1 protein-coding gene and 1 pseudogene are annotated in these 1631 nt (G+C 59.9%); both read left to right on the top strand.

Annotation, left to right across the window (positions count from 1 at the left end; genetic code table 11):
• Positions 1–586: pseudogene (locus tag KP814_RS32470) on the top strand (tape measure domain-containing protein); the annotation flags it as partial.
• Positions 587–594: 8 nt separating this feature from the next.
• The coding region (locus tag KP814_RS32465) for a discoidin domain-containing protein (protein ID WP_216740662.1) at positions 595–1631 on the top strand (1037 nt) is incomplete at its 3' end.

Genomic DNA, 1631 nt, shown 5'->3' with positions numbered 1-1631 from the left:
GAATCTGTTCGAGTCGGTAGGCTCTGGAGCCAAAAGCGCCAGCGCCGCGTTTGCGGATTTTGGCCGTTCCGTACTGGGGACGATTCAACGCATGGCTTCGCAAAAGCTCGCTGAGTCGTTGTTTGGCGGTCTGTTTGGCCCCGTCGGCTCAGCCAGTGGTCCCGGCGCGATGTTGTCTTCCTTGTTCAAAGGCTTTGCCCAAGGCGGCTATGTCAGCGGCCCCGGAACGTCCACCAGCGACTCCATTCCTGCGCGCTTGTCCGCCGGGGAGTTCGTCGTCAATGCCGCCGCCGTACGCCGTGTCGGCGTGGGTTTATTGCACTCCATCAACGGACTGTCCGCCGGTCCTCGCCTGCAGGGCGGCGCCTTGGGCTTCGCCAGCGGCGGTTTGGTTCCCACTGGCGCGCGTCCGTCGGCAAGCGCTGCGGCAGGGGCGCCCGGCGCGAATGGCGGCTCCGCCGTCCGCATCGTGAATGTCGTCGATCCGGCGATGGCGGCCGACTACCTCACATCCTCCTCTGGGGAGAAAACCATCCTGAACATTCTGCAGCGCAACGCGGGCGCGGTGCGGCAATTATTAAGCTGAGACTTTTTATGGCCTACGAATCCGGCACGGCAAGTGATTACATTGATCTGCTGATGCGTTTATACCAGTTCGTGACGCAAACGATGACGCCTGTTGAGCAGCGATGGCGGGCGCTGCGTTGGATTGGGTATAAGCGCATTTTTTGCAGCAGCGAACTGGGCGGTTATGAGGCCTTCAGAGGCTTCGACGCGGACAGCGCCAGCGAATGGTTAACCGCACAAAGTCAGGCGGCGCCGTCTCATCTGGGGCTGGAATTGGTGCGCCCTCTGGAAGTGCGGGCATTTACCCTGAGGGGAGCGGGCAAAGCCTCGCGCTCCCCCAAATCCTTCACCTTGGAAGGGTCGGACGATGGCGAGGTGTGGGTCGCTCAGGAAACCTGGAATGACCAGAGTTGGAGTAACGCGCAGTTTCGAGAATACAGCGTTAGTGCGCCAAGCATCGGCGCGAAGACCCATTGGCGCATCCTGATTCACGCCAATAACGGCGACTGGGGTTACAGCGGGCTGCGGGATTTTGATCTGCTGGAAACGCTGGAGACCTCCCGCATCAGCCATGGCGTCCCCGCGCAGTTGATTCTGCAGGGGCCAGGGCTGTCCGGCAAGGAAGCCGTCTTTGTGGGCGTGGAAACCTATGCGTCGCCAACCACCGATATCTACAACTGGCGCCTGACGGGTTTTTCGGGGTTCGTTGAGGCGAATGGTTTCAGCAAACAGCCAGGCGCGTCGCCCATGATGGGATTTCCCTTATGGAATGCGGCGATGCCGTATTGGTTCGTCGCCAACGGCCAACGCATTGTCTGCGTGGTGAAAGTGGATACGTCGTACATGACGTTTTACCTGGGCAAGTTTCTCCCTTACGCCACGCCGGGGCAGTTTCCTTATCCCTTGCTGGCCGCGGGTATGACTCCCACCGATGCATTGACCCGCTATTCGGATGGTTCGCTGGTTTTACCCTACAAAGGCAATCGCGCGAACTTCAAATTCCGCTTCATCGACGGCGAATGGCGTCAGCCAGAAAGCTGGCCCTGGAATAACAGCGTGATCAC

The organism is Hahella sp. HN01, from assembly GCF_018986435.1.
Taxonomy (GTDB): Bacteria; Pseudomonadota; Gammaproteobacteria; order Pseudomonadales; family Oleiphilaceae; genus Hahella.
This window is presented reverse-complemented; position numbering and strand designations above follow the sequence as displayed.